Source organism: Haloflavibacter putidus, assembly GCF_006546625.1.
GTDB classification, from domain to species: Bacteria; Bacteroidota; Bacteroidia; order Flavobacteriales; family Flavobacteriaceae; genus Mesonia; species Mesonia putida.
The window spans coordinates 20,657-44,919 of record NZ_VIAR01000011.1 but is presented as its reverse complement, the minus strand read 5'-3'; the positions used below and the strand labels follow the sequence as shown (position 1 = coordinate 44,919).

General features: G+C 33.0%; 20 protein-coding genes. 2 read left to right on the top strand and 18 right to left on the bottom strand.

Features of this window, described 5'->3' with window-relative positions; all coding sequences use genetic code 11:
• Nucleotides 1-167: 167 nt before the first annotated feature.
• On the bottom strand, nucleotides 168-2,960 hold the full coding sequence (locus FKR84_RS10615; RefSeq protein ID WP_141422286.1) for a TonB-dependent receptor: 2,793 nt from the start codon (nucleotides 2,958-2,960) through the stop codon (nucleotides 168-170).
• A 361-nt stretch (nucleotides 2,961-3,321) separates the two neighbouring features.
• On the opposite strand from FKR84_RS10615, the gene FKR84_RS10610 reads away from it, so the two are divergent.
• Nucleotides 3,322-5,028, top strand: coding sequence for a potassium channel family protein (locus tag FKR84_RS10610; protein ID WP_141422285.1), 1,707 nt, complete (start codon nucleotides 3,322-3,324; stop codon nucleotides 5,026-5,028).
• A 407-nt stretch (nucleotides 5,029-5,435) separates the two neighbouring features.
• Here the strand turns inward: FKR84_RS10610 and FKR84_RS10605 are convergent, their stop codons facing one another.
• The 10 genes from FKR84_RS10605 to FKR84_RS10560 form a co-directional block, all read right to left on the bottom strand.
• Entirely contained in the window at nucleotides 5,436-6,092 is a 657-nt protein-coding gene (locus FKR84_RS10605; RefSeq protein ID WP_141422284.1) for a class I SAM-dependent methyltransferase, read from the bottom strand.
• Between the two features lie 146 nt (nucleotides 6,093-6,238).
• Entirely contained in the window at nucleotides 6,239-6,991 is a 753-nt protein-coding gene (locus FKR84_RS10600) for a hypothetical protein (protein ID WP_141422283.1), read from the bottom strand.
• Nucleotides 6,978-7,679 carry a hypothetical protein gene (locus tag FKR84_RS10595; protein WP_141422282.1) on the bottom strand — a complete coding sequence of 234 codons (702 nt, stop codon included), beginning with the start codon at nucleotides 7,677-7,679 and terminating at the stop codon, nucleotides 6,978-6,980. The genes FKR84_RS10600 and FKR84_RS10595 overlap by 14 nt, the downstream gene beginning before the upstream one ends.
• 233 nt (nucleotides 7,680-7,912) lie before the next feature.
• Nucleotides 7,913-8,692 carry a DUF1829 domain-containing protein gene (locus FKR84_RS10590; RefSeq protein ID WP_141422281.1) on the bottom strand — a complete coding sequence of 260 codons (780 nt, stop codon included), beginning with the start codon at nucleotides 8,690-8,692 and terminating at the stop codon, nucleotides 7,913-7,915.
• On the bottom strand, nucleotides 8,689-9,192 hold the full coding sequence (locus FKR84_RS10585; protein WP_141422280.1) for a DUF6978 family protein: 504 nt from the start codon (nucleotides 9,190-9,192) through the stop codon (nucleotides 8,689-8,691). The genes FKR84_RS10590 and FKR84_RS10585 overlap by 4 nt, the downstream gene beginning before the upstream one ends.
• Before the next feature lie 152 nt (nucleotides 9,193-9,344).
• Nucleotides 9,345-11,387, bottom strand: coding sequence for a hypothetical protein (locus FKR84_RS10580; RefSeq protein WP_141422279.1), 2,043 nt, complete (start codon nucleotides 11,385-11,387; stop codon nucleotides 9,345-9,347).
• 306 nt (nucleotides 11,388-11,693) lie between these two features.
• On the bottom strand, nucleotides 11,694-12,086 hold the full coding sequence (locus tag FKR84_RS10575) for a hypothetical protein (RefSeq protein ID WP_141422278.1): 393 nt from the start codon (nucleotides 12,084-12,086) through the stop codon (nucleotides 11,694-11,696).
• Between the two features lie 223 nt (nucleotides 12,087-12,309).
• On the bottom strand, nucleotides 12,310-12,882 hold the full coding sequence (locus FKR84_RS10570; protein ID WP_141422277.1) for an XAC2610-related protein: 573 nt from the start codon (nucleotides 12,880-12,882) through the stop codon (nucleotides 12,310-12,312).
• A 204-nt stretch (nucleotides 12,883-13,086) separates the two neighbouring features.
• Complete coding sequence (locus FKR84_RS10565; protein ID WP_141422276.1) at nucleotides 13,087-13,743, bottom strand: class I SAM-dependent methyltransferase; 657 nt, start codon at nucleotides 13,741-13,743, stop codon at nucleotides 13,087-13,089.
• 257 nt (nucleotides 13,744-14,000) lie between these two features.
• Nucleotides 14,001-14,981 carry an alpha/beta hydrolase gene (locus FKR84_RS10560; protein ID WP_141422275.1) on the bottom strand — a complete coding sequence of 327 codons (981 nt, stop codon included), beginning with the start codon at nucleotides 14,979-14,981 and terminating at the stop codon, nucleotides 14,001-14,003.
• 287 nt (nucleotides 14,982-15,268) lie between these two features.
• Between FKR84_RS10560 and FKR84_RS10555 the strand changes: the two genes are divergently transcribed.
• Nucleotides 15,269-16,570: an amidohydrolase family protein gene (locus tag FKR84_RS10555; protein WP_141422274.1), complete on the top strand. Its 1,302-nt coding sequence runs from the start codon at nucleotides 15,269-15,271 to the stop codon at nucleotides 16,568-16,570.
• Between the two features lie 449 nt (nucleotides 16,571-17,019).
• Here the strand turns inward: FKR84_RS10555 and FKR84_RS10550 are convergent, their stop codons facing one another.
• The 7 genes from FKR84_RS10550 to FKR84_RS10515 form a co-directional block, all read right to left on the bottom strand.
• Nucleotides 17,020-17,466 carry a beta-lactamase hydrolase domain-containing protein gene (locus tag FKR84_RS10550; RefSeq protein WP_141422273.1) on the bottom strand — a complete coding sequence of 149 codons (447 nt, stop codon included), beginning with the start codon at nucleotides 17,464-17,466 and terminating at the stop codon, nucleotides 17,020-17,022.
• Nucleotides 17,467-17,480: 14 nt separating this feature from the next.
• Nucleotides 17,481-18,881 (bottom strand): MBL fold metallo-hydrolase, encoded by a 1,401-nt coding sequence (locus tag FKR84_RS10545; protein WP_141422272.1) that lies wholly within the window; start codon nucleotides 18,879-18,881, stop codon nucleotides 17,481-17,483.
• Between the two features lie 599 nt (nucleotides 18,882-19,480).
• Nucleotides 19,481-20,410, bottom strand: a complete 930-nt coding sequence (locus FKR84_RS10535) for a TolB-like translocation protein (protein WP_141422271.1) — start codon at nucleotides 20,408-20,410, stop codon at nucleotides 19,481-19,483.
• Nucleotides 20,411-20,644: 234 nt separating this feature from the next.
• Nucleotides 20,645-21,475, bottom strand: coding sequence for an alpha/beta hydrolase (locus FKR84_RS10530; protein ID WP_141422270.1), 831 nt, complete (start codon nucleotides 21,473-21,475; stop codon nucleotides 20,645-20,647).
• A 324-nt stretch (nucleotides 21,476-21,799) separates the two neighbouring features.
• Nucleotides 21,800-22,264 (bottom strand): hypothetical protein, encoded by a 465-nt coding sequence (locus FKR84_RS10525; RefSeq protein ID WP_233357748.1) that lies wholly within the window; start codon nucleotides 22,262-22,264, stop codon nucleotides 21,800-21,802.
• 175 nt (nucleotides 22,265-22,439) lie between these two features.
• Nucleotides 22,440-23,471, bottom strand: coding sequence for an alpha/beta hydrolase family protein (locus FKR84_RS10520; RefSeq protein WP_141422269.1), 1,032 nt, complete (start codon nucleotides 23,469-23,471; stop codon nucleotides 22,440-22,442).
• A gap of 296 nt (nucleotides 23,472-23,767) precedes the next feature.
• Nucleotides 23,768-24,256, bottom strand: coding sequence for a helix-hairpin-helix domain-containing protein (locus FKR84_RS10515; RefSeq protein ID WP_141422268.1), 489 nt, complete (start codon nucleotides 24,254-24,256; stop codon nucleotides 23,768-23,770).
• Nucleotides 24,257-24,263 lie beyond the last annotated feature (7 nt).

The window sequence follows — 24,263 nt, the reverse complement described above, 5'->3', positions numbered from 1 at the left end:
GTCTATAGTTGAATCATTATCAGTAGATAAATCATCATCGTTGCTACAACTAACTGTAAAAACAGCTAGAAATAAAATCGAAAATAAAATCGATAATTTTTTAATTGATTTTTTCATTTTTGTTTGATTTAGTTAAAGATTAAAAATTGATTAATAAAATTTTTTGTTTATAAATTATAACTTACCCCAAATGACAAGACGGCTCCTTTTGTGTACGATTGCACCGTATTGGTTTCTACAGTATTCCCATTAATGGGTAATACATCTTGTTCACGTTCTATAGTTGGGTTTAATAGGTTCTTACCTGTAAAACGTAAAGTCCAATTTTCGTTTAATTCTTGGTTTACTACCAAGTTTAAGGTAACAAAGCCTTTTTCTATAATAGCATCATTGTAATAAACATCACTTAAGGATAAGTCTTGTACAGCACGCCCTAGTGCAAATATTTTATCTGAAGAGTAATTAGCCGACAGGTTTGCCGATAATTCATTTTCCCAGGCCGTACTAAAGTTTAAGGCCACATTGAAAATCCAGTCGGAAGCACCTTGCAATCCTTCTTCAGATTTTCCTGCGTAACGGAAGGAGTTGGCAATCATTCCATTTTTATAAACGATTTCTTTTAAATCTTGATTATGCCACATGCGTGTAGCATTAGCGTTTAAGTCTAAGCTGAAACCGGTATTGTCAACAACATCTTTTTCAATTAAATTAAGATTGGCGTCGATCTCTACACCATATACTTCTGCTTTTTTACCAGAGTTAAAGTACGAGAATACACCTGACGATCCGCGACGCTGTACACGATTAATTGGATCTTGAATTTGTTTATAAAACCCGGTGAGTGATAATAATTCTCCGCTAGAAGGAAAAAACTCCCATTTAGCATCTAAGTTGTAATTGGTACTTGCTTCAATTTCCGGATTACCTGCTACAATTTGACCATTGGCCGGTACATATTCAAATGGAGCAATTTCTTTTAACTCCGGTAAGGTGATTGTTTTACTTCCGGCAACTCTAAAGTTATTTTTATCATTCAAAGCATATTTGACACTAAATGTAGGATATATGTTATCGTAAGTTTTGTTAACGGTACCATCACTAATGTTGTTTACATCGTAATTAACATAGATATCGTCCTTTTGATAACGTGCACCTAGGTTAAAATTAAACTTATTAAGTTGGAAATTTGCCGATAAAAAGCCCCCGCTAGACTCTAAATAAGCATCATATAAGTCTTCCGGTAGAAAGTCTACAAAATTTAGTATCCCATTATCGATGTTTTCTTGATTTAAAATAGGATCAAGATTATCTATAGAAGGAGCGCTTAAGGTACGTTTATTCGGTTCCGATAAACCATAAGAGCGAGCTTTAAAATCACGATCTTTTCTACGGTAATTACCACCGGCGGTTAATTTAAGTTTTTTGTTTTCTTCGGTGAGTACTTTAAACTCATCGCTAAGGCGTCCATTGTATTCCGTATCATCTATATATTGATAACTTTTATTATTTTGATATCCTCCAACTTCTCCTAGGTAAACATCTTCTTGGTTTCGAGAAAAGTTCAGTTCATTTCTAATTCGGTTTGGCTGGTCTGCATCTACCATAGTATAACCTACTGCCCAACTTAAGGCGTTTCTCTCTCCTAGTTGGTGTTCTCCTATAAGTTGATTTACCCATAAGCGGGTTTGTAGTGTGTTTTGATCTCTAATAAATTGGGACAAATTATCATCTACGGCAGTCTCTTCAAAAACAAAGCCTTGGCCATTTCTACCCGATTCATATACCCGGTCAGATAATTCATTTACAAGTAAACTCACCGCTCTTATAGAGTGATTATTATTAAATTTATAATCAATGTTTAACAGAGCAGATGTGGTTACATTTTTACGGAATTGCTCTACATCACTAAAATTTTTAACCAACCTGTTGTTTTGGTATTCTTTAAAAAACCCGTCTCTGTATTGGAAGTCTCCCTGATGTGATCCGGTAATAAAAAACTTGAGTTTTTCACCAATTTTTTTCCCACCCCTAAAAGTATAACGGTAATTTATGGGCATACTGGTAGTTCCTGCATTCCAGGTTTGCCCGGTTACCGCATTTTCTGTAGACCTGCTTTTTGAGTAAAAGCCTAAAGAAATATCATTCGTATTAGCTGTTTGCTTAAAATTATTTCCAACTCCAGATTGTATTGCATTAGTATTAACCCCAATACGCATACTGGATTTAAATTCTTCTGTGCCAGCTAAGGAGCGTGAAGTAATATCGATATGCCCGGAAGATTGATCTGCCGAAGAGCTTGGAGAATACGTTTTACTAATAGAAACACTCTCTACCACCCTAGTAGGAAATAGCCCCAAATCTATATTCTTTTTTTCAATATCATTAGAAGGAATTGGCAAACCATTTAAAGTGGTATAGAGGTAACGATCTCCTAAACCACGTACAAAAACGTCTCCGGAAGCCTCACTACTATTAACTCCAGATATTTTTGTAGTTGCCGTTGCAGCATCGCTAATGCCCATTTTCACTAATTCCTGCGCTCCTATGCTTTCTTTAATTTCAATAGCATCTTTCTGTTCAAGCAAAAGAGCAGACTCAGAGTCTCTTCTGCCAACCCCTTGTAGCATTATTGCATCAAGAGCCGCAGCACTACTTCCCAAACTTTCATTAAAGACGGTAGTTTCTCCATCTTTGATAACAACATCCGGAATCTCTTTGGTTTCATAGCCTACAAAACTAAATACTACGGTATAGGATCCCGGTTCGATATTATTGATTTCGTAGAAACCGTCAAAATCTGTAGTAACACCTTTACTTGTTCCCTTAATTACAATATTGGCAAACGGTAAGGGCTGGTTGTTTGTTTCTTTGTCTGTTAAAGATCCTTTTAAAACTCCGGTTTCTTGACTGTAGGATACACCGGTTAACATACTTAAAAATAATAAAGTTAAAATTCTCATTTGGGTCACTTTTCTTTTCGATGTAAAGAAAGCTAACCTTTACCTTATAGATGTTACCTGCCTATTAAGTGTAACTAAACTTATTATCAAGAAAAGATTACTAATGTTAAGCGTATCGAAAGTTTAAAACTTCTAAATTACACCAATATGTGTTTTTTGTATTTTTTAGTTACTTAAGATTTGGCTTATAAAGTGGTAAAAAAAGAATCACCTTTCCTTTAGCAACCAGCGATTGAAGTTGAAATCGAAATTTAGTGCGAAAAAATGTTATGTCTTTAAACTTTTAAAAACAAGCTGTAATTTGTTTAGGATAAGAGTTTAAAATGACGAAATTGCAAGTTGCTATTTAATAATGTAGTTTATGAAATTTGTTGGTAGTCAATTAGCTTATTATGTAAAAGACCGGGAGTTTAAACGCAACTCTAAAATCCTGTTTAAATATCTAATTGTTTTAGCAATTGTAGTGGTTGTTTTCTCCGTTCTTTTTCATTTTATAATGGAAATTGAAGGGCAAAACCACTCTTGGGTTACGGGTTTCTATTGGACACTTACCGTAATGAGTACGTTGGGATTTGGAGACATTACCTTTGCATCTGACCTGGGCCGGGCTTTTAGTATCGTGGTGTTGCTTTCGGGTATTTTTATGCTCTTAATTGTTTTGCCGTTTGCGTTTATACGGCACTTCTATGTTCCGCTTTTAGAATCTAAAAAGAAGAATAAAGTTCCACGTCAAGTGCCTTCCAAAACAAAAGATCATATTTTAATTTGCTCTTACGATATTATAGCCAAAGACCTTACAGAGCGTTTACAACAAGATAACACGCCGTATTATGTTATAGAAAGCGATTTGGAAAAAGCGCTTGAAAACCACGATAATCAGATTCCTGTATTATATGGCGAGTTGGATGATGAAGATTTTTTTAAAGCGGTAAACATAAACGACGCAAGGCTGGTTTTAGTGAATAAAAACGATGTTGTAAATACAAAAATTATTCTCACCATACGTAAAATTGCTCCTACTATTCCAATTGTAGCCATTGCCACCGCCATAGATTCTGTAGATGTACAGCAGTTAAGCGGCGCAGATCACGTTTTACCGCTAAAAAAGTGGTTGGGAGAACAACTGGCCAATCGGGTAAATGCACAATATGCCAAATCGCAACCCATAGGGCAATACGAAGATTTGTTAATTGCAGAATTGCCCATACACAATACGCCTTTAGTCTCTAAATTTATTAGGGAAACCAACTTACGCCAAGATTTTGGAGTTAGTATTGTAGGAATTTGGGAACGCGGAAAACTAGAACCCATAACCGGTAAAGAAGAATTAACCCAAGATAGTGTATTGGTAATTATAGGAAATAAAAACCAACTGGATAAAATAGATGCGCTTTTTCACGATTATAATGTAAATCCCAATCCGGTTTTAGTAATTGGTGCCGGACGCGTTGGTTTGGCTGCCGCCGAATCTTTACACAAAAATGGCGTTATGGTAAATGTCGTAGATAAAGATCCGCTGGTATGTAAAAAAGCACGGCCGTTTTGTAACCAGGTTTTTGCAGGAGACGCCTCTGATTATGAACTCTTAAAAAAAGCAGGAATTCTGGAAGCGCCATCGGTTTTACTTTCTACGCACGACGATACGATGAATATTTATCTTGCCTCCTATTGCAGGCAGTTGAATAAAGAACTGCGCATCGTAAGTAGGATAACCGAAGCCCGAAACATTGATATAATTCATAAAGCCGGAGCCGATTTTGTATTGAGTTATTCTACTTTGGGCGCAGAGGCTGTTTTATCTATTTTTAAAGGCCAAGAATTAACCGTATTGGGCGAAGGTATTACCTTATTTATCCTTCCGATACCGAAATCTTTGGAAGGCAAATCGCTTGCAGAATCGCAGATAGGCGCTAAAACCGGCTTATCTGTTATTGCTATAAAAGAAGATTCGGAAGTAAGTACCCAGCTATCTGCCGATACCCAACTACCAACCGGTGCCGAAATTGTTATGTTGGGCAATGGTAAAATGAAACGGAAGTTTAATAAGATTTATGTGCATGTTGATTAGAGAAACGGCTTTTTGAGGTTGCTGTTACCGCTATAAAGATTAAATCTTCAAAAGCACCGGTTATGCAATCTTCTTTCCCTTATACATTTCATTTTTTTCATTAAAATTTTCAGGATTAAAACTGTCCTTTGTCCATTTTATGGGATTTTGCCATTTTAAATTACGACTCAAGCTTATATCACCGATTCAAACAATATAGTAGCGGTTACTATACAATTGCCTATTTAATAATCAGTAATTTGTATATCCATTTAGTGTCGAGTTAATTAAATAATAGTTCTGATGTCGCGTCGGGCCTTTCGGCTTTGCGCAAGACAGGCTATGTTTAACCTTTCTACTACGCTAGTCTGACGTACAAAACGCATATTTAATTCAGGTTGCGTAATTAGCTACTGAACTCTGTTATATTATTCTAGCTTATAAAGCGTGGTTTCTATAACGCCCTTAAAGTTAGGCGACTTAACCGCTAATAATTTCTTTGCTTCTTTTACCTTAAAATGAAAAGGAGCTGCTAGAAGCTTGACGCCACTTTGTTTTTTTAGTCTAATTCCTTGTCCGGAGATTATATCTATATTCGGTTTAAAATCTTCTTCGGGTATGTGTGCGGTTAACAGGATATACTTATAAGCATATAATTTTTCTACCACCTTTTTTATTTCTGCATTCGATAAATGTTGCAGAACTTGTCTTAGAATAGCACAATCTCCCGGTGGCAAGGTTTCTGTTGCTAGATCGCGCGTTTGAAATTCTAAATTAGCTGCTTTAAAGCTTTTTTGGTTATAGGCTATCAGCTCCGGAACAATGTCTACGGCGATATATCTTTGGGAATATTTGACCAGTTCTTTTCCAATATTAAAATCGCCGCAGCCCAAATCACAAACTACCGGCGGCGTTTTAAAGCTTTTTAAAAAATTGGAAACCACCGCCAAGTAAGCTTGTACTATCTCCGGGTGGTGAGAACCTAAACCGGAATAAAATGCCGATGCACCACCCCACAGATTTTTCTCATAAATCTGTGCCATCGCATCTTTGGTTGGCCAAGGCTTTTTTGGTGGTTTTTTCATGGTTAAGTGGAATTGTAAGCTTCCCAATTTTGTGTTTTCCGTAAGCTAATTAAAATTAAATAGGTTTAAAACGACCCAGTATATAGTTTTCTGTTTGTATAGATTAAAGATTTGGGCAACGGTTGTCGGTAGTGTAGGCAGTTACTTTATTCGGTTTCTTTTTTCGATTCAATCAGCTCGATCAAATTTTTCAATGAGGACTTTATTTGGTTCGATTCACTCTTTTTCAGCATTAATTCCGCCTTGTTCTTCATTCCGCTATAATTTGCATCTGGATAAAGTTTAATTAAAGTAGGAAAGTACTTATCAATTCCATTGGCAAGTTTTGCCTTTCCCTCTTCTGTGAATGATTTTTCATTATTTATCTCATCTAAATAAATCAAATAATTTTTTATTAAAGTACTTACGTTTGAGTTGATATTATTTTTAACTCTTGAAGAATTTGGGTCGTCTGCATTCTCTTTTATTTGGGCATTTCCTAATTTGAAATACTTTAGTTGAAGTCCTAAACCAAAATGCCAAACTGCAAGCATTTCTTTATCGTATAAATATTGGTCTTTTCTATCAAGCGCATCATATATTTTAATCATATTCCTCCATTCGCTGAAGAATTTTTGTGCAACTTCATTTCTGTGCTTAATTCCCAATTCGTTATCATCAAGAACAATATTAAAATTTTGTTGGTCAGTAAGTTTTTCTACGATAATTCTTGTTTGTGGATTGTCAAAAGTTGGAAGTTCTTCGTCTGCTTCATAACCATAATTTAGTTCCAAAACTACTTTGTCGTAGTCATTTAAGTCCCAATAACGTTTGTCGAGTGGAAATTCATGTTTTTCTGTAGTGCAATTCGTCAGTGTTATGCTTATTAAAGCAAAAAGAATAATTCTAATTTTTGTCATTAAATTCAATTTTTGGTTCTTTATATTCAGTCAGTAAATTTAATAAACTATCAACTTCTTTCTCATATCTTTTTTGTTCACTTAAAACGTAACTATGGAAAGTGTTGTAGTCGTATTCAATTTGAAATTTTCGTTCTTCTTTTTCTGCTTGTCTAATTATTCCCTCAATTTTGTTTTCGTCAAATCTAATGAGTTTTGATATTTTTTCTTTTGCTTTTCTTGCAAATAATTCAGTTATTTTAATGTGATATTTCTCGTGCGTTAAAAGTTCCTTGCTATTTGTATTTTTCTTGTAAACAAATGAACGGGCAGGATAAAAAAGCGATTGAACAGTTACTGAATTATCATTTATCTCAGTATCTATTGATGTAACGACATAAGCAAACCTTTCATTTCCATAAAGTGATTTTTTAAAAAACTCTAAACCCCGGAAATTTTCAAACGTTATTTGATCATATTTATCAAAAGTCATAGGTTTTTCATAGTTCAAGAAATTAGTGTGGCTTAAAATTCCGAAACCGATTATAAGGGGAATTATAATCGCAAAGCTATATTTTAAGAATCTTTTAAACTTTTTTAGCCGTATTTTATTTCCTTTTCTATTTTCTTTTATAGCAAGATATATATGATAAAATACTGGTGAAAAATAAACCAAAAAAATTAAAGTAAGTATTAAATATTCATTCATTCGGTAATGTCGGTTATAATTGCCTACAATGTGTTTGTATAACTTGGCAAGTGGTTGGCAAACAAGCGATTTACATTTCGCCATAAAAGAAACCAAAAATCAATTTTTTGGTTTTTCTTTTTCAAATATAAATTAAATAAATTGGTTTTTGGCGACTTCGCAAAAATGCAGGAACTTCCGGTTTATAACCAAACCGTTATTTGCTATATACGGCTTTGTTGCCATTACTACTTTTATGCAACTAATTCTATATTTTTCTCGAATTCTCTTTCAGACCAAAGAATATAATCAGCATTTTTTGATTTTAAAGCATCTAAATATTCACTCTTAATTTCTTTATCAGTGTCATTTATTATGGCAACCGCTTTAACGTTTTTTTGTGTTATTTTTTCTCTTACAGGCTTAATGTCATCCCAAGCAAATAAAAAAGTAGGTAAATTTGATTTATTTATTGTGTTAAAAGACTTTATCACAATTTCACTTTTCAACTTAGCAATTTGAAAATCAAAATTGAACTCTAATCCTGTAGAACCTTTAGAAATAAAGTCGGGAGTATAAATTATTCGTTTTGAATCTAAATAACTTCTTACGTCTTCCTTGAATATTGAAGCAACATTATGTTTAGACAAAATATACAAGTCATTTATTTCAATTATAGCTGATAGGAAATTATGTTTAGCTTGAGAAAATTTTTCTATATTACTTTCTATTATCAGTTCATCGCTATTATTTCTAATACCGTAATTAAGAAGAATTGTATCTAAAATATTTCTTCTTTTTTTTGAACCTTGAATATTTAAACCTTGTAACTCAAGGTTAGCCATAGTTTCTCCGTTATCACTCAAAATTAAATAACTCCCTTTTTTTTGAGCATATATTTCAATACTGTCATTAAATGCTCCTAAAAAAGGAGTATTTATTAAAAACCAATTGGTATTAGTATCCTGTTGGATGTAAGTTTTTTCTCTTAACCAATTATAATAATTATCAACGTATGTATTTACCCAGCTCAAATTATTGCTTGTTGAATATTAATTTTTGATTTTAAATTTATTTCTTTAGCAAAGTTAACAATTAATTTATTTAGATCTGATTGGTGGTTGAGATATTTTGTCGGAAAATCAGTATCTTCTAAAGGAATAGCCCAAGCTAATGGTTTATAACCTTCTACGTAGATGTGCAAATGAGGTTCTGTAGGTTCAAACCATTTCCCAATGTAAGGTTTCAAAAAATCAGGTAAGGTATCCAAAACCTGTGGTGGATTTTGATGAGTCCCTTTAAAGTCTATTCTCATTAAACCAATAAATGACTTACTTTCCATATGATGGATTGATGTTTTGAGAATTATTTTTTGGTTTGAAGTAATATCTAATCTAAAACTATAATCTGAGTCTTCATAAGATATTAGCTCAATCGTATTAGTTTTATTTCTCAAATCAATTATTTGATCTGGCACAACTAATGATTTTTCTAGTTTTATTAAGTATTCTGCCTGTTTGTTAGTTAGCATCATTTTGTATTATTGGCAACGGTATCGGCTATAAGTATTCGCATGGTTTAGTACTTAACTTTGCAAGTACACACCAAACTGAAAATCCGCGAGGATTTTCAGAAGTAGGCGAGAACAAGCAATTACTTATAGCCATTGTTGTACACAGTTATTTTTTAATTCAACATTTTTCCCTTCTCATCAAATAGTTTAAAACTCTTGTAGGAAGTAGATAAGAATGATTTTTTTTCTTTAGTCATTAATTCTTCAAATTTATATTCTAATAATTCAAAATCCTTCGGAATTCCTAACATCAATAAGTTTCCATTATTTAATAATACAAAGCGTACGTATTTTCTTTTTGGAAATGAAACATAAAGAGATATTGCATTTTCAAAGTCCAATTCCTCTACTAATTCCTTGGGCATATCTTTGGTTACTTTGTTTCTGCGATTAACAAACGACTTATCTTTTGTGAATTTTATATGAACTTTACTTTCTTCATTATCATTGATAATTTGTTGTAAAAAAGAGTGAGCTTCAACACGAGATTTCAATTCATTTTTTTTGTCAATAAAATTTTGAAGCGGTGTTATTTTTCCCCCAATAGGCATTGTTAAGTTGTAAATAATCTTTCCGTCAGAATTTTTGTCAATAAGTTCAGCTTGCCAACATTCACCATCATAACTATAAGAACCAATATATGCTATAATTGAAGATTTTATTTCAAAATTATCTAGTTCTTCTTTTTCACGATAAAGTAAATCGTATAGCTGTTTGTTTGGGTTTTCAATTCTAGATTTTATTTCTTTTGGAAGCGATGGAACTAGATCTTGAATAACTTTCTCTAATTCTGTTTTTTTGATGCTATCATTTATGAAGTATTGATAGTTTTTGAGCGTATTATAAAAATGAAGTTTATTAAAAGCATCAATTTTTTTGTCTCTAATTATTTGGCAAATCGTATTCTCAAAGTATTCTTGTTTTTCAGAATTTAAGTTAGCATAAGCTTTTGCAATTTTACTACCATTAGAAAAATAGTGTTTACGGATTGTATCTTTAAATCTTACATTAGAACCTAATAGCATCTTATCCAAATCTAAATTAAGTTTTGCAAGTTCTTCTATATACGTTTTTCTCGCATTTGAAGCAATATTGCTATTTGCATTTCTCGAAACATTATCATTCATTACGTTTAGGAAAGACTTTATAAAAACGTTCCAATTTTGAGTTTTGGCAGCCAAATTTGCAATTCTTTTTTGCTGGATAATAGGTCCGTTGTCAAAGCTACAAGTTCCTACTTGTCTATTTTGCCTCATCAACTCCAAAGCTCGTTTTTGGGAAATTAATTGCGCAGTAAAATCCTCCAAATCCCCGTTTGAAACTTTATTTTTTTCTGCGTAATCTAAAGCTTCTAATAGCAGATTTTTAAAGTTACTGTCATTTTTATAAAGGCTGTCTGCAAATTTTTCTTTTTTAGATTGCCAATCGTTTAATTTCTTTCTTCGCGCTATAAAATTTTGCTCTTTTCTATAAGGTGGTTTGTTGGTTTTTAGTTCATAGTAACGCACTAATGAGTCAATAATAGTTTCCTTACGTGCTCTATATTTATTCAATTTATTATCACTATCGTAAAAAATTGATATTTCCGGTTTAACAATTTTATCTGTGTAGTTAATCCAATCAGAAAGTTTTCTTGTAATTTTAACTGATTTGAATTCAGTATTCAAATAAAAGCCACGAATAGTGGTTATGCTATCTCTTTTACTTGTATAACTAGTATGAAAATATTTTATGTTATTTTGGTTTAAAGAATCATTAGAAGGCAGTTTAACACGGTGGTTTTGATTGTTAGTAATTTCAAAAGATTTTATTTCTAATTGCTTTTCATCATTATAGTCCGCATAAACATTTTTTATTACTAATAAATCCTTGTCCACTTGTAAACCGTAGAATTTATTTTGCAATTCTTCTACGCTCTTTGATTTCTTTAATTCAGCAAGAAAATTAATTGGGTCTTTTGTTATGATTTTGAAGTAACTGGCTGATGCCTGCGGCAATGTGTAAAAATTAGGTGTTTCACTTCGACTGTAATTCTCTTCCAAGTCATTTATAATCGAATTAAGTTTTGGAATATCATTTTCACTAATTATTGAATTTTGACAGTAAATATTTCCTGAGAGCAAAAATATTAGTAGTATGTAAAATGATTTTCTCATAATGGTATACAATAATTTTTGTAAATCAATATCCACTCTTATATCCTAACCAAAACCCGGATATAATACGTTTTAAAAAAGTGCTTTCTCAAAAGCCTATCAATTTCTAAAACCCTAAAAATAACATTTTTTTAAGAATTATTTACGACTATAACGTATTAGTTTAAAAACAACAGAATATTTGTTTATTTCTAACTCAGCCAAAAAAATATTCTGACGCCGTGTTAGGCTATATCCGGAACTTTTCTTTAAAATTGTAGCTATACTATATGGAAAAAATAATTTAATTTTTCTATCGAACCAACATTACTTGCTTTCGCCCGCTTCTTTAGCTTCTAAAAATTCTTTATAATTTTTATCTTGGCGGATAACTTCTTCGCAAAATGGCTCTGATTTTCCGCAAACCGCGTAACCATCTACAGACAAAGGCTCTATACCAAAAGCTTCTCTTTTGCTGTTCATCCGTTTGGTGTATTCCGCAGACATTGGGTTTATACCTCTTGAACGGTCTTTAGCATCGGAGCTGGAATCTAACATAAAATCAGTCTCTTCGCTAAATAAAACCGCGTGTAAAGCTTTTGCTTTAGCGGCAAGCGTACCCGAACTTTGCTGAATCTGTTTGAGTTCTACTATTTCTTTTTCCGAAAAGTATTCTTGATACTCGTTTATAATCTCTCCAAGATTTAATTTTTTGATCATAATGTTTAAAATTTGTTAGGTTAGTTTATTATTTGCAAAGTGAATTTCTCTTCCTTTGCTTTATTTCAAAGCTAAAGTTACGGTTCGCCAAAACGTGACGGACTTAAAAAGTTTTTTGTCTAAACTGACCAAAAAAGAACGGCTGAAATAACCTTCTTCTACCCTAAAAATCAACTACCTATTAAGCTGATACTTCAGAGCAAACTAAAAACACTCAATCTTTTTAGAGTTTTTTTATAAGCTGCAAGTTATTTCCCTCTACTTTATACAGTTTTTGCTCAATATCGCGCGCAGTGCCTTCAGGTTGTGAGAGGATTTGTTTGTTCTTTTTATCCAATTTTTGAATGCGCAAATAATCCCAGTCTTTTTGATATTCAAAAGTATTGGTTTCCGGATTGTATAAATAATAAGCATCATAACATGAATTGCTGCAATTTATTGGAACAGTAAAATCTATATGACCATCCATATTATAATCATAAAAAGTGAATCGTATTTCTCCTAAGGCAATGCCATCTTCTATATTCCTTATGGATTGTAGCTCCTTGTTGTCTTTAGAGATTTTTAATTCTGCAATACCACCGTAGTAACCAATGTTTTCAGAATAGCTTAGTTTATCATCCCATTTTGCTTTAAAAGTGTAGTCTTTCACTTGTTTTGTAGTAGAGCTCGTAAAAACCAATTGGGTTGTGGGTTCATCTTTCAAAAGAGTCCAATTTGCAGTTGTTTGTGCTTGAATGCTGGTTATAAAGCAAAGTAGAAAGAAGGAGGAAAAGTAAATTCTTATGCTATTCATCTGTAAATTTTTTTTAGTTGATTTTTTTAATATGATTGCGCGGCAGAATACGTAAAGTTAGAAACATTTTATAAAAAAACATTTTTCTTTCTTAGCTTGTTATATACTTAGGCGTACTTTTTTATTAACTGAAATAGATGCCCATTAAATAATTTACTGCTTTAACTTTTGTTTTTTGCAAAACCACGCATCACAAAGACTGCATTATTTTACTTTATAAAGCGTGGTTTCTATAACGCCCTTAAAGTTAGGCGACTTAATGCTTAATAATTTCTTTGCTTCTTTTACCTTAAAATGAAAAGGAGCCGCTAAAAGATTGACGCCACTTTGTTTTTTTAGTCTAATTCCTTGTCCGGAGATTATATCTAAATTCGGTTTAAAATCTTCTTCCGGTATATGTTCGGTTAACAGGATATGGTTATAAGCATATAATTTTTCTATTATCTTTTTTATTTCCGCATTCGATAAATGTTGCAAAACTTGTCTTAGAATGGCACAATCTCCCGGTGGCAAGGTTTCTGTTGCTATATTCTGGGTTTGAAATTCTAAATTAGGTGCTTTAAAGGTTTTTTTGTTATAAGCGATCAGCTCCGGAACAATATCTATGGCAATATATTTCCGGCAGAATTTGACCAGTTCTTTTCCAATATTAAAATCGCCACACCCCAAATCACAAACTACCGGGGGCGTTTTAAAACTTTTTAAAAAGCTGGAAACTACCGCCAAGTAAGGTTGTACTACTTCCGTCTGGTGCGAACCTAGACCGGAATAAAATGCCGATGCACCACCCCACAGGTTTTTCTCATAAATCTGCGCCATTGCATCTTTAGTTGGCCAAGGCTTATTTGGCTGTTTTTTCATGTTTAAGTTGAATTGTGGGCTTCCTAATTTTGTGTTTTCCGTAAGCTAACTAAAAATTAAATAGGCTTAAAACGCCTTAAAATAGTTTCCTATTTTTATAAATTATAGCCTTGTGCAGTAGTTGTCGGTGTTGTTGGCAGTTTTTACTTTATTTTGTTCTCCAGACAAGTATAGTTTTTTAATGCTTTTAACCTCTTCATTTTCCCACAAAAGCCTTTATTTGCAATGAATCGTTGTTGGTAAAGTATCTATACCACTTAATTTGACAGGTATTTCGCAATTTTTTTTAATACTTCGCTATCCTTTACAATGTTTAGATGATTCACATTTTGCATAATTTGTATATCGGTATATTCAGCAGCTGGACTATAAACTTCTTTAAATTTATTGGAATAGAAACTCTCATCTTCAGAACCAACTAAAACTAAGCTGTTTGTTCGTACATTAGCAATATCCTTTTCATAGTTTTTAGGCGCAAAATTTACGGCCATACGGTAGGAATAGGATTTATTTTGCAAACTATCTTCGTAAGCTTTAGCCCGGTTAAAAAATAAAACAGGTTTTTCATTATACTTTTCAATACCTATAGTATTTAGCAAAGATAACCCAACCCATCTTTTTATTCCAACCGTTACCCATCCTCCACTTTTGGGCTTTACAGTTGGAGCGTCGTGTCCTAGATAAGGAGCAATCATTATTGCTTTATCAACTTTTGTGAGGGCTGAATTGGCAATATATCTCAAAACTAAACCGCCACCTGAAGAATGTCCCGCCAAAATAATCTTTTTAGCGTGTAAACTATCTTTTGTGTATTTGATAATATCTTCAATATCTTCTTCTAATTGACCAATGTAATTAATGTCTGGTTGGTCTTTAAGGTTACGCCCATGACCTCTTAAATCTGGTGTAATTACTGTGGCAAAGTAATCATGAGAAATATTTCCAGCTAATGTTTCCAAATATCGGCTTTCTGAGCCACTTCCATGTATTAAAATTAAAGCGGTTTTAGATTTACTTGGATAAATTTTACTAAATAACTTATTACCATCACGCATTTTAATCCAATTCTCATTTTTCTTAAAAGATTTTACCGAAAGAGTATCAATAGAACTATAATCATAATTTTTATTTGTTTCTTTTTTGGGAATTGGCCAATTGATAAGTACAAATGCAGTTATAAAGAATAAACATATATTAACTGCTAGAAAAATTAATAGTCCCTTTAAAATTTTATTCATCGTTGTATTTTTGTTTACCTAAAAGTATTTCAAGTGATTAATAATTCTCAAAAAAAATTACTAAGCTGCTGCACTGAAATGGTTACCAAGGTCCCGGTTTACAAGTTGCCAGAGTAAGAAACCGTACTTGTAGGATTAACCATTTTCTTTCCTGGGTTCTAAAAATACACTTTTTCTACAATATTCGTCTTTATTTGTGGTGAACCGTTGTACAAAGTTTTTCTATCTTTATTTTCGTTTAAAAACGATTATTCAAACTTCCAAATCTCTTTAATATGAAATTCTCTATGATTCAAATTAAATCTTATTGCATATTCTTTTTTCTATTTTTCACTAGCATAATTAAAGCTCAGGAAAATGAAAAATTCATATTGGCAGGTACATTTTATGATAGTGAACAAAATATTTTAGTAAAAGACAGAATAATTCGCATAAAAGGAAACAAAATAATTGAAGTTAAAAAAGATATTAGTATTCCAAAGGATGCTAAAATTATAGATCTAACCGATTATACGGTTCTGCCTGGATTGATTGATTCTCATACGCATGTATTATTCGATCAGGAACCACACGATGACTTTGCAAAACATAGCATTAGCACCTTAGTTCTCGAAAATCAAGCTCTCAGAACTCTAAGAGGTGTTAAAAGAGCTCAATCTTATCTTGATGTGGGAATAACCTCTATCAAAGACCTGGGAAATTCTGGCGAGTTCTTAGATATCGCACTAAGAGATGCAATTAATGAAGGCTCTATTGAAGGTCCAAGAATTTTTGCCGCTGGCCAAATTATGTCTGGACCCGGCGGCCAGATTTACGGGGTGCAAAAGAAATATCAGGAAGTTATAAGTGATGAATATCGAATCATTAAAAATCCGGAAGATGCTATAAATGCCGTTCGTGAACATATTAATCAAGGCGTTGATTTAATTAAAATTTGTGCTGACAATCTACCGAATAATACAAAGTTAACGGTGCCGGAAATGGAAGCTATTGTAAAAACAGCCCATAAGAATGGTCTAACGGTAACTGCTCACGCAATTAAAAATGAATCTGCCTGGGATGCAATAAAGGCGGGAGTAGATGGTATTGAACACGGATTTTTTCTGGCCGATTCCACACTTAATCTTATGGCCGAGAAAAATGTTTTTCTAGTTCCAACTGAAAACAGTCTGGATTATATGGAAACTTATTATCAACTACAGGGAAAAAATCCTGACCAGCTTTCTTGGTTAGATAGATATATGACCGACATGGAACGTAGATTGATGAAAGCCATAGAAAAAGGAGTAACGATAGTTGCAGGATCGGATAATTACACTAATATTCAAGTTACGCGTGGAGCCTCCTCACAAGATATGTTTAAGGCTTATTATCAATCCGGTATGAAACCGCTTAATATTCTTCAATCGGCGACATATTTAGCTGCTAAAAATATTAGCAAGGAAAATGAACTTGGAATTTTACAGCCTAAATCCTTTGCTGATATCATTGCACTAAAAGGTAATATAGAGAATGATTTTCTAAACGCTATAAAAAATGTTGTTTTTGTAATGAAGGATGGTAACATCTATATCGATAAATCAATTTAATACCTTACCAAAAACACAATTTTGTCTTCAAAAATTGTTCTTTTCAAATTGCACGCATTGGTTAGGTTTCGCAAGGAGAATCTGGAGTGGTTGGCTTAGAATTCTATTTCCTGGTTTCTAAAATTCCACTTTTTCGGCAATACTCGTTATCTGCGATAAACCTTTTCTTTGTATAGTGTTTTTTACTACTCTTTTACGTGAGTATAACCAGGCAATTCATCAAGGAGATCCCGTTTTTCTGAAATTTGTCTTAAATAACATTTTATTTATCTAAGCAGTGTTCATTCAGTATTTAATTAGAAATCGTTACTTCCAATTTCTAGCTAGAAATCAATTTCTTGCCCATATAGGTTTATGTAGATAAATTTTAGTTTTTAATTACTTCAAATGAAACGGGTCAATTTAAATTTATAAATCTAAACGAAACACTGTATGCAATTACTTTGTTTTCAATGTTCATTTACGTATTTCTTAAGGAACTGTTCTAGTTCGGGCACATCACATTCAAAGCCCATCTCTTCCGCTTGTTGAATTACTTCTTCGCCAGACATGTTTTTTTGACACCCAATATGCATCATCACTAAAGCACCAGAGCGCTTTCCAGATTTGCAATGAATCACAAGAGGCTTGGGCAGGTTTTTAAGCTCCTGTCTAAAATTATCTACCATTGCTTCTGATAATTTATCTTCGGACACTTCTATTTGTCTATAATTCAGATTATTGTTCTTAGCTAGCGCTTTTTCAGTCTCTGAGGAAACATTTTGCGCTTCAGCATCGGTCTGCAAATTAATAACCGACTTAAAACCTTTTTCGGCAAAGGTTTTAAAGCTGTTTTCATCCGGGTCAAAAGCCGCTACCGAAATTTCATCATTTACCTTTTTAATTTCCTTTTCCATAATTTCTTTCTTTTTTAATTTTCTGTATTTTCAATTGGTAAATCCGCAGCCTTCCACGCCATAAAGCTGCCGGGAATGCTGTGAACATTTTTAAATCCTTTTTTTTGTAAATAGCTAGCAGCAATGCTGGCCCTGTAGCCGCTGGCACAATACACAGCTAAATTTTGTTCTTTATCTAGCCTGCTGATCTTATGCCTTATTTCCCCAAGAAATATATGTGTGGCATCAGGAATATAGCCATTTTGCCATTCTTTATCCTTGCGCACATCCAATGGCTGATATTGTCTTTTGTTTTGATTGAGTTCATGCACACTGAGTTGAGGCAATTTTTTAATTGGTTTACCAGATTCTTGCCAGGTGCGCATATTCCCTGCCAGGTAGCCCTTAAAATTAGTATGGCCGGTGCGCCATAGCAAAGTTACGACTCGCTTCAGATCTTTATCTTTGGGGAGCACCAGTAAAATAGGTGCGTTTGTATCTATCAACCAACCGGTCCAAACCGAGAGAATGGGGCGTAGTCCTATGTTTAGAGCACCTTCTATATGTCCGCCTCCAAATGCCAACATATCTCGGGTATCAATAATGATTGTATCTTTATTCTTTATTTCTTTCGTAAACTCTTTTAGACTTAAAGACCGCACTTGTGGTGTATGACCAAAGATTTCCGGTCCCTTAACATTCAATTTTTTCATCTTAGGATAATGGGTCGGTATGGGAGGTGCATTTTCCTGAATGGCTTCTTTAAACTCCCCGTAAGTCGTAAACTGCATGAATGGATTATGTTTCTTCTCGTATCCAATGGTTGTATGCATACGGTCACCTATATCAGGGCCGCAAGCTGAGCCTGCTGCATGGCACGGATAAACAATCACTTCATCCCCAAGCTTGCAGAAAACTTCCCGCATGGTTTTATAAAGAGCCTCGGTCAATTCATCAGTTTTCTCATCACCCAATAAGTCTGGTCGGCCTAAAGAATCTACGAAGAGCGAATCCCCGGTCATTATTCCCCAGGGTTCTTCTTTGTGAGGTTCGCATAATAAATAAGATAAATGTTCGGGGGTGTGACCAGGAGTATGTATAGCCCTTAATTTAATTTGGCCGAATGCAAACTCATCTCCTTCTTTAACCGATTCATGCGCAAAATTATACGTAGCATCGCCTTCAACACTCACAAAAATTTTAGCGCTTCCCTTACACCGATCTTCCAACTCACGAGACCCGCTCATAAAATCTGCATGAATATGGGTTTCAAAAATATGAGTAATAGTTACACCATATTGTCGTGCTTTATCAAGGTAAATATCGGCATCGGGACGAGGATCAATTACTGCTGCGCAGCCTTCACTTTCATCACATAGAAAATAGGAAACCTGGGCAATACCTTCTGCTAAAATGGGTACAAATCTTAAAGCCATAGAGTATGTAAATTAAAAGTTTAGGCTTTCTAAAATAAGAATTTTTATAGATGTAGAAGGTTAAGAAAAAATTAAAACTTTAATGATATAACAAGAGTCTAAACGCACTGTAAAGACTACCCGCTCAAAAACCAATCATTGGCAAAAGCCACGAGAAACGGATTAACATCACCGCTTATCGTGAAGAATATGAGCACAACATTACCCCAATAAATAGCCGTCAAGGCCGATATTTAAAAGGCAAACACCAAAGTACAGTCGAGCCGATTTTTGGCACACTTAAAGAATTTATGGGGTTAAGAAAAATTCTATAGGAATTAAGCAAGCCAACAGGTGTATGCACCTAGCCGCTATAGCCTATAACTTGAAAAAAACTATAGTATTTCACTAAAAAGATAAAAAGTAGGGCAAATAGTCTCGCTTCACGCCAGGCTTTAGAAAATCACTTTAAGCAAGCTATAAACTTGCTTTTAAGCCCTCGATATTTTTTGTTATTAGCTTAATAATCAAAGAGTAAAATCGCTTAAAACGCCTTAAATAGTTTCTTGCTTTTATAAATTATAAACTTGTGCAACGGTTACTGGTGTTGGCAGCAGTTGTCATTTTATTTTTATTGATGTTGAATAAATTTTACTCAAACCATTTGAGTTTTCTGCAATATATTTTTTAAATTCTGAAATATTGCTAAATTTTCTTGGATTAAGATTTCTTCTTTTGCTTGTAAAATATAAGATTTGGTTTTCCTCATCATAGAAAGGGCAATATTCCATATATTTCGTATTAATAGGAGTCCCTAAATTTTTCGCTTTTTGCCATTCTCCACTTTTATCTTTTTTTGAAATGTATAAGTCACCACTTCCTTGTCCATCTTTCTCATTATATTTTGTGAATAACAGAAAATTTTCTTTTCTGGATATAAAAGCATTAAATTCGTATCCATTACTATTTATATTCTTACTTAAAAGGATAGGAGCTAAATACTTATCGTTCTCCCATTTACAAAAATAAATATCATCTTTCCCAAAACCATTTGGAGAATCCATTGTGAAATATAGATTATTGTTGTCGCTAACTGAAGGGTAAAATTCATCTAAATCTGAATTAATAGGTTTTCCAATGTTTTTAGGCTCAGACCATTTATCATCTTTATTATTTCTGTCAACATACCAAATGTCAAAATCTTTTTTATCTTTATTGTTGGCATCTATTGGTTTGTCCGAAACAAAAAATAGGCGGTTTCCATTTGCTGATAAAAAAGGCTCTAAATACCTATACGAATCACAAAAAGGTAATAGTTCAGGTTCTAGCCATTCGTTATTTTCTTTTCTGATACTTGCAATTTGTGAGATTTCTGAAAAAGGACTTTGTATAGTAAAAAAAGCTTCAGTTCCATCGTTAGAAATGCAGAAATCTCGTACATTATTAAATTGATTTAGTTTCTCATTAAATTGAATAATTCCATTTTCATTTTGAGCCAATAATAAATTTGAAATTAAAATTAACAGAATTATTAATCTAGTTTTAATCATAATTATTCTTTCTTAATTTTTTTTCTAATTCTTGCCAACGTTTCGGCTATGATTAGCACGGGGATTAAAAGCGATTAATTCCCGATTAAGCACTTGGCCAAAACTTTTTATTTTGTTTTATCTTTTTTATTCTAAAGCCAAATCAAAAAATTTGGCGGACTCTATAAAAATACACTAAACTTTTGGTTAAGCACCAAACCCGTATTAATTATACCCCTTGTTGTAGCCAATTTTTTATTCTTTTTGTCGTTCAAATATTTTCTCAAACGCATTATAAACGGCAATATGTAATGCGTCTCCGTGTGTTTTGTCCTCTAAAAACTCGTAAAGTAGATTCGTATTCGGTTTTTGCTCTTTTTTGAGCTTATCATACAATTCCTTTGCTATCCGTTCCATTACTTCCCCTTCTTTTCCACCAGCGATATAAATCGATTTAGTTGAGTTATAGGATGTCGATTGAAAGTCTAAAAGTTTTTCGTCATCCCACCATAAACTCGGACTTACAATAATATAATTATCAAAGAGGTCAGGTTTTTTTAATAGAATTTCTGTCGCCAATAGCCCACCTAATGATTGTCCAATAATCGTTTTTGTTTCCGTTGTTTTGTATGTAGAATCAATAAAGGGTTGAAGTTCTTTTTCAATATAAGCGATGAAGTTTTCTGATTTTCCAGATGTGGGAAATTCTTTTTGGTCAAGTTCATTTTGAGAAGGATAAGTAAAATCTCTTTTTCTGTCCACATTACCAATACCCACAACTATTGATTCAGGAATCATATTAATCCAAGAAAAAGAACCAAATTGAACAATCCCAGAAATATGTATAAAATCTTCATTTTTTGAGCCGTCCAGTAAATATATCACTGGATAAGTTTTTAAACTGTCCTGCGAATAATCTAGAGGCAGATAAATATTTAAATCTCTCGTTTCATTTAGTAGTTGTGATTTAATTTTTAGTGCTTTGCCAATTGTAAATTCCGTTTCGCTAATTTTTTCGACTAATTCTTGACCGTAGGAAATTTGTACTGTCAGCGTTAGAATTAGACTTAATATTATTTGTCTCATAATTTTTTGCTCAAATTGGCTACTTTAAACTAACCAACGGCTGGATATAAGTAGTTTTATAGAATTAAGTTTTTAACGGCTTGCTAATTAACAAGCCTAAAAATAACATTATTTTAAAAACCGTAGGAGGTTACTTTTACTAATTCTCCGAATTGGTCAAAATATTTAAGTATTATTTTTAATATCTTTATTTGAGAAGTGTTTTTTGAATTTCGGTCGGCTTACAACATCAATAAACTCTTCACGTAATTCGTTAAAAAAAATCAATACGATACTTTTGTTTTCAATCCACTACCCGTTATTTGCGGTGAACCGTTGTTGTGCTTAGTATTTTACTTCGAAATTAAGTTGTCTACCTTCCTCTAAAGCTTTTTTATCTTTATTAGTTCCGATAGCTATTCCAATTGCCATTCCTATTGGTAATCCTATACCTATAAAGGCCATATTTCCCATACTGGTTCCAAATGCAATCCCCATAGGTATACCAAAAGCAGCCATACCAATGGCTAACCAGGTATTTCTGTAATGATTTTTTGGTACAATCTTACTTTCTTTCTCTACTTGTTGAATAATTTTTGATTGATTTTTCTTGATTTTATTTTTTAATCTTTTTTTCGAGTCATCTATTGAATTTATTTCTTCAATTTTAAAATTAATTAATAGGACTAAATTTTCAGGTAACTTTTTTTTCTTCAGCTCGTTGATAAGATCTTCAAATTGATTCAGAAGTTTAGAGAGCTTATTATCCTTTTGAAAACTCTTATTATATTTTACATCCTTGATTGTCATTATTTTTGTTCTAAAACATTAAACACAACGAGTTTATGTATGATTTCGTTGCGTGTTTAAGCAACTAATTTAGCAAATAAAAACCAAATAGAAAATCCGCGTTCCGTTAGCTATCGGGATTCGTAAGTAGGCTAGAACTAGCCATAAATTATTTACGGTGGTGTGCTTAGTAGGTCTATAAATTTTTATTAAACCAATTTGCAATAAAATTGTTTAGTTCTTTATTCTTACCGCTGAATTTATGGTCTGCCTCAAATTCTTTTAAGGTGAAATTATAGTTTATTTCCGCTAACTTTTCGGCTATTAGATGTGCCTGTTTAGGGTTGACACGTTTATCCTGAGTGCCACATACAACAAGCAGATTAGCATTTTTATCTAGCTCTTCTGCCCAATATACAACCGAGCGTTTTTCTAATTCCTCTTTCTTGTTGTCTTTGTAATTTGGTATGAGTTTTGCGCAAACCCTCCAATCCATTTCCGGCCTTTCTTTAATTAATTCTGATAAATTCGTTGGACCATTTATAACCACTGCTGTTTTAATCTTATCAGAATTTTTAAGCGCTAAATATGTCATCATTCCTCCTCTAGACCATCCAGCCATCCCAATTCTTTCTGAGTCGGCTTTTGGCAAGTATTTGGTAGTTTTTATTAGATTCAGAACATCGTTAATATCGCTACCTCCAAATTCATCCTTTTCCCTGTAGCAAGGTGCCAAAATTATATATCCTTCTTCAACTAAATTGGAGACTTGAAGTAATGAAAAAAGTGTTTTGCCTTTTGAAGACTTGCCAACTTTTTTATTACCCCCTCGGTTAAAAATAACCACAGGGAGTATACCATTTTGTTTAGGCTCGGCAATTATCCCACTTACTAATAATGAATCGCTTTTATATACTATTAGAGAGAAATTTATTTTATCTAGATGTTGATACTTTTTTAGCAACGAATCATTCGCTGATATTTTATTCCAAATTGGGGGTATTTCTGATAGCTGAAATAATTCCTTGGATACAATTTGTCCATCTTTTAAACTTTTTGCTTTTAGATAAGCACTAGATTCTATCTCTTGATCAAAGACCGTGTTTGTTAGTGATTTTTCGAACTGATATTTGTTATACAACTTTTCTCCAATTGGAAGCCCAAATTTAACAATAGCTACTATTAAAATTATTCCTATAAAAATTGCTATTACTTTAAATACTTTCATTTCTGTATCTTCTCTCTTTCTATAGGACGACTCAATAAGATTTTTGTTTCAGCCGCAGCATTAAGTACAACAGTTACGGTTAAGGGGAAGTAGTAAGTTAGAAAAATATTTTCGGATTAAGTACAAGCTAGATTTTTAAATTGAACTATTTATGTTTTTATTGAAAATCAACCGCCGAAGGACTACTGCTACCACAATAGAAAATAAAAAGGACAGTAAATTTAAAAATTTGGCGACTTTCCAAATCTGCCTTAACTTCGATTAAGCAACTAATAAGCGATGAGCTATATATATTGTTAGCCACTGGCTTTTCCCACGTTTAATACCTCTGTCCAATTTAGTTTTGGCCTGTCAATTGGATAGCCAATTTCCGTTCTATATTTTTTTCTATCATTAGTAAAATCCCACCATTTTTTTGAGTAATCTTTATTTTTGGCAAAATCAACTACTAATCTAAATTGGTCTTCTACACAAGGGTCAGTTTTATAACCTTTCTTTTTTTCATAATGGTCGACTAATTCCGAACCACTTTTTCCATTCAATTCCTCAACGCTATAATAGCCTAAAAAAATTAAATCTTTCGCAAACTCAATTCCGATTGATGGAATTTGCTGAAAATTAGCTAAAGCATAAATTTCCTTTGCTCTAATCTCAGAAATATTTAACAAAACTGATAGCTCATCAGACGCATATTCTAATATTTCGGATTTCTTTATTTTGTTCTTCCGTAGATTTTTTCTTTCGTCATCAGAAAGCTCTAATTTTATATTGGTATTACTTTTCATTGTTCTA

Excerpts from the sequence above, each read along its gene's own strand:
- FKR84_RS10615 (WP_141422286.1), bottom strand. The coding sequence starts at position 2,960 with ATGAGAATTTTAACTTTATTATTTTTAAGTATGTTAACCGGTGTATCC.
- FKR84_RS10610 (WP_141422285.1), top strand. The coding sequence starts at position 3,322 with ATGAAATTTGTTGGTAGTCAATTAGCTTATTATGTAAAAGACCGGGAG.
- FKR84_RS10605 (WP_141422284.1), bottom strand. The coding sequence starts at position 6,092 with ATGAAAAAACCACCAAAAAAGCCTTGGCCAACCAAAGATGCGATGGCA.
- FKR84_RS10600 (WP_141422283.1), bottom strand. The coding sequence starts at position 6,991 with ATGACAAAAATTAGAATTATTCTTTTTGCTTTAATAAGCATAACACTG.
- FKR84_RS10595 (WP_141422282.1), bottom strand. The coding sequence starts at position 7,679 with ATGAATGAATATTTAATACTTACTTTAATTTTTTTGGTTTATTTTTCA.
- FKR84_RS10585 (WP_141422280.1), bottom strand. The coding sequence starts at position 9,192 with ATGATGCTAACTAACAAACAGGCAGAATACTTAATAAAACTAGAAAAA.
- FKR84_RS10580 (WP_141422279.1), bottom strand. The coding sequence starts at position 11,387 with ATGAGAAAATCATTTTACATACTACTAATATTTTTGCTCTCAGGAAAT.
- FKR84_RS10575 (WP_141422278.1), bottom strand. The coding sequence starts at position 12,086 with ATGATCAAAAAATTAAATCTTGGAGAGATTATAAACGAGTATCAAGAA.
- FKR84_RS10570 (WP_141422277.1), bottom strand. The coding sequence starts at position 12,882 with ATGAATAGCATAAGAATTTACTTTTCCTCCTTCTTTCTACTTTGCTTT.
- FKR84_RS10565 (WP_141422276.1), bottom strand. The coding sequence starts at position 13,743 with ATGAAAAAACAGCCAAATAAGCCTTGGCCAACTAAAGATGCAATGGCG.
- FKR84_RS10560 (WP_141422275.1), bottom strand. The coding sequence starts at position 14,981 with ATGAATAAAATTTTAAAGGGACTATTAATTTTTCTAGCAGTTAATATA.
- FKR84_RS10555 (WP_141422274.1), top strand. The coding sequence starts at position 15,269 with ATGATTCAAATTAAATCTTATTGCATATTCTTTTTTCTATTTTTCACT.
- FKR84_RS10550 (WP_141422273.1), bottom strand. The coding sequence starts at position 17,466 with ATGGAAAAGGAAATTAAAAAGGTAAATGATGAAATTTCGGTAGCGGCT.
- FKR84_RS10545 (WP_141422272.1), bottom strand. The coding sequence starts at position 18,881 with ATGGCTTTAAGATTTGTACCCATTTTAGCAGAAGGTATTGCCCAGGTT.
- FKR84_RS10535 (WP_141422271.1), bottom strand. The coding sequence starts at position 20,410 with ATGATTAAAACTAGATTAATAATTCTGTTAATTTTAATTTCAAATTTA.
- FKR84_RS10530 (WP_141422270.1), bottom strand. The coding sequence starts at position 21,475 with ATGAGACAAATAATATTAAGTCTAATTCTAACGCTGACAGTACAAATT.
- FKR84_RS10525 (WP_233357748.1), bottom strand. The coding sequence starts at position 22,264 with ATGACAATCAAGGATGTAAAATATAATAAGAGTTTTCAAAAGGATAAT.
- FKR84_RS10520 (WP_141422269.1), bottom strand. The coding sequence starts at position 23,471 with ATGAAAGTATTTAAAGTAATAGCAATTTTTATAGGAATAATTTTAATA.
- FKR84_RS10515 (WP_141422268.1), bottom strand. The coding sequence starts at position 24,256 with ATGAAAAGTAATACCAATATAAAATTAGAGCTTTCTGATGACGAAAGA.